Origin of the sequence: Halomonas sp. 707D4 (assembly GCF_024158685.1) — a bacterium.
Classification (GTDB): domain Bacteria; phylum Pseudomonadota; class Gammaproteobacteria; order Pseudomonadales; family Halomonadaceae; genus Vreelandella.
This window is the reverse complement of record NZ_JAMZBD010000309.1, coordinates 1-3,813: the sequence shown is the minus strand read 5'-3', so window position 1 is coordinate 3,813 and position 3,813 is coordinate 1. Positions and strand designations below refer to the sequence as shown.

Here is a 3,813-nt window from a genome sequence, read left to right as displayed (position 1 = left end):
CTTCGTGTCGTGGGCGGACTTCTCGAGCGATTTCTTGTAGCGCTTCAGGCACTTCTCGAGCCAGCCGGTATGTTCGTTGGGCTTGACGGTCTGATTGAACGCCTCGCAGGTTTCGGCGACGCTGCCGACGATGCCCACGTCCACCGGGTAGCGCTTGCCAATCTGGCCGGGATCATGGTCGACCTGGATGATCTTCGCCCCCTCTGGGTAGAACTGGGCAAACGCGAAGCTGCAGCCCAGCAGCAGCAGCGTGTCGCACTCTGCCACCGCGTGGTAGCCGCCTTCGAGCCCGTAGACGCCGGTCATGCCGACCTGGTAAGGGTTGTCGTACTCGATGTAGTTCTTGGCCCGCGAGGTCCAGGCGATGGGCGCGTTGAGCCTTTCGGCCAGGGCGATCACCTGTTCACGGGCGTTTTCGCAGCCGGCGCCGGCGAAGATCGTGATCTTGCCGCCCTTGTTCAGCTCGCGCACCGCCGGCACCAGGACTTCGGCGCCGGGGCGAATCGAGTAGTCGAAGGTGTGGGGCTTGAAGTCGAGCTTGCTCTGCGGCGTCTGCGTCATGACGTCGCCGGGCACCACCAGCACCGCCACCCCGCGTTTGGCAAGCGCGGCCTGAGCGGCCATGGCCGCCATGCGCGACGCCTGTTCCGGGGAGACGATGGTTTCGCAGAACACGCTGCACTGCTTGAAGATGTCGGTCTGATCCACTTCCTGGGGGAACTGGCTGCCGATCTCGCCAAGCGCGATGTGGCTTGCGATCAGCACCACCGGGGCGTTGTTGCGGTGGGCGTCGAACAGCCCGTTGACGAAGTGCAGGCTGCCCGGCCCGCAGGAGCCTGCGCACAGCGCGAGCTCGCCGGTCATGTACGCCTCGCCGCCGGCAGCGAAGCCGCCCACCTCCTCGTGGCGTACGCCCACCCATTCGATCTCGCTTTTCCTGAGCGCATCGGTGAAGTGGTTCAGGGAATCCCCTACCACCCCGTAACAGCGCCTGGCGCCGGCGTTTTGCAGGGTATGGACCAGAATCTCGGCGACGTTCTTGCTCATGAGCGACTCCCTTCGCAAGCGATGACAGATCATCCAAGCCTAGCTGCTGTCACGAGCCTTGCCGAACTCGATCGCCTCTTGATGCAAAAAAGCGCATGCTGCACCGCAACAAGAAAGCCGCTATACTAGGGCGGTTCGTACAGGAGAATATGCGATGACCCAACCCCTAGTCGCGCGTCAACGCGAAGAAGAGGTGTGGTGCTTCTGGGGCCTGCAGGCCCAGTGGCAGCGCCAGGCAGCGGAGCAGTTCGCCGCGCATGTCGGCTGAACCCCACCTCGAATCGATGTACGACGCCACCGAAAGCCAGCGCCCCGCGCTGGCTTTTTCTTGCCCGCACGGTGCTTTCAGCGCGGGAGGGCCGCCAGGTACGCCGACTGCAGCACGTACATTCTCTTCACGTCGCGGTACTGGCCGTTGATGAAGAACTCCTCGACCAGATGTCCCTCCTCGATGAAGCCGCACTCCTTGTAGAGATGCACCGCCTTGATGTTCTCGACGGCGACGATGAGATACACCTTGTGCAGGTTCAAGATCGTGAAGGAGTAGTTGAGCGCCTGATGGATCAGCGAGCGGGCGAAGCCGCGCCCCTGATGCTCCGGGGCGACGATGATCTGGAACTCGGCGCTGCGGTGGATGTAGTCGATCTCGATCAGCTCGACCAGGCCGATGGCGCAGGCGTTGGCGTCCTGGGCCACGAAACGGCGCTCGGCGTTGTCGTGAATGTGCTTGTTGTAGAGCTCCTCGAGCTCGTCGAAGGACTCATAAGGCTCCTCGAACCAGTAGGACATCACGCTCTGGTTGTTGTTGAGCTCGTGAACGAAGCGCAGGTCGCTGCGCTCAAGCGCGCGCAGATACAGTGTCGGGCTCATGGGAGGGCTCGCTCGGGCGTTGAAAGGAGAAGAACTCTGCAAGCGCATGATCGCGCCCTTCGATCAAGGCGCGCAACAGCCCCGCCCCCATCATCGAGTAGGTGATGCCGTTGCCGCCATAGGCCATGGCGAAGTGGACATGCGGCCCCAGGCTTTCGTGAGGGCCGAAGAACGGTAGCCCGTCGTCGGTCTCGGCGAAGGTGCCTCCCCAGCTGAAGGTCGGGTTGATGGAGAGCGAGGGCCAAATCGCCTCCACCTTGCGGGCAAGCCCGTGGGCCTTGTCCATCACCCGCGCGTCGCGGCGCTCGGGATCGTCGTGGTCGTCGTCGTCACCGCCCACCAGCAAGCGTCCTTCGTCGGTGGAGCGCATGTAGAGGTAGGGGCGCGCAGACTCCCACACCAGCGTATGGCGAAGCTCGCCGAGCACCTCCGGCGCGATGGGGTCGGTGACGAAGGCGTAGCTGCTGCGATTCTTCGCCACCGGCTCGGGCAGCCACGCCTGGGACTCGTAGCCTGCGGCCATCACCACCTTGCCGGCCCTGATCGTGGCGCCGTTTTTAAGCGTCACGGTCACGCCCGACTCATGGGGTTCGATGTCCGCCACCTCGGTGCGATCGAACACCTCGCCGCCATGCTCGAGTACCCGCTCGAACAGCCGGTAGGCCATGCGGTAAGGGTCGAGGCTCGCCGCGAGCTTCGACAGGATCGCGCAGGGCGCCTCGATCCCGTAACGCGCCGACAATGCCTCGCGATCCAGCCACTGCATGTCGAAACCGTGCTTGTCTCGCAGCGCGTACTCGGCCTCGAGGGAGGCGGCATCCTCGTCATTGGAAGCGAAATAGAGACTTTCGTGGCGCTCGAAGGAGACGTCGCCGAGCTCGCTGGCCAGGGTCTCGAGCGCGCCGATCGCCTCGGCGCAGCCCTGGTAGGCCCGCACGGCGCGGGGCTCGTCGTAGCGCCGGGCGAGCTCCACCAGATGGGTGTCGATCTCGTACTGCAGCAGCGCCGTGCTCGCCGCGGAGCTTCCCCAACCGATGTCACGGCGCTCCAGTACCACCACGTGATGGCCGTGGCGGGCGAGTTCGTCGGCGATCAGCGCGCCGGTGATGCCCCCGCCGATCACCACGACGTCGCACCGGTGGTCGTGGGTCAGCTGCGGAAAGGAGACGAGCAGGCCGTTTTTCACCGCCCAGAACGGATAACCGCTTTTAAGATCCATTTAATTGCCTTCTAAAGGTTGTCCAGAGAGCCGACCCTCCTGTAAACATAGCGGTTCGCCATCATATTGCCCGCCCGTCAAACCGGGCCGCCAGGAAAATAAAGAACGTTAAGAAAGTGCGTCGAGAAAGCACCTCGAGAAAGTACGTTGAGAAAGTACGTCTAGAAAGTACGTCGAGAAAGCACAGGAGCCACCCCGTGATCGATCTACGCAGCGACACCGTCACCCGGCCGAGCACCGCCATGCGCGAGGCGATGCTGGCCGCCCCCGTCGGCGACGATGTCTGGGGCGACGACCCCACCGTCAACGCCTTCCAGCAGCACCTCGCCAAGCGCGCCGGCAAGCAGGCCGCCCTGCTCTTTCCCAGCGGCACCCAGAGCAACCTGGTGGCGCTGATGGCCCACTGCGAACGCGGCGACGAGTACATCGTCGGCCAGAACGCCCATACCTACCGCTATGAGGGCGGCGGCGCGGCGGTACTGGGCAGCATCCAGCCCCAGCCGATCGAGAACGCGCCGGACGGCACGTTGCCCCTCGAGAAGATCACCGCCGCCATCAAGGCCGACGACCCTCACTTCGCCCGCACGCGACTGCTGGCGCTCGAGAACACCATCGCCGGCAAGGTGTTGCCCGCCGGCTATATCGATGACGCCGTCGCCCTGGCCCGCCAGCGCGGC

At 64.3% G+C, this 3,813-nt stretch carries 4 protein-coding genes; 1 reads left to right on the top strand and 3 read right to left on the bottom strand.

Features of this window, described 5'->3' with window-relative positions; translation table 11 throughout:
* The 3 genes from BIS11_RS12640 to BIS11_RS12630 all read right to left on the bottom strand — a co-directional run.
* The coding region (locus BIS11_RS12640) for a thiamine pyrophosphate-binding protein (RefSeq protein ID WP_253586179.1) at positions 1-1,047 on the bottom strand (1,047 nt) is incomplete at its 3' end.
* A gap of 345 nt (positions 1,048-1,392) precedes the next feature.
* A complete protein-coding gene (gene speG, locus BIS11_RS12635; protein WP_253422445.1) occupies positions 1,393-1,917 on the bottom strand; it encodes a spermidine N1-acetyltransferase in 525 nt (174 codons plus the stop codon).
* Positions 1,886-3,136, bottom strand: a complete 1,251-nt coding sequence (locus BIS11_RS12630) for an FAD-binding oxidoreductase (protein ID WP_253422447.1) — start codon at positions 3,134-3,136, stop codon at positions 1,886-1,888. Before BIS11_RS12630 ends, speG begins: the two co-directional genes overlap by 32 nt.
* Before the next feature lie 197 nt (positions 3,137-3,333).
* Here BIS11_RS12630 and BIS11_RS12625 point away from each other — a divergent pair.
* Positions 3,334-3,813: GntG family PLP-dependent aldolase (locus BIS11_RS12625; RefSeq protein ID WP_253586173.1), on the top strand; the 480-nt coding region annotated here is incomplete at its 3' end.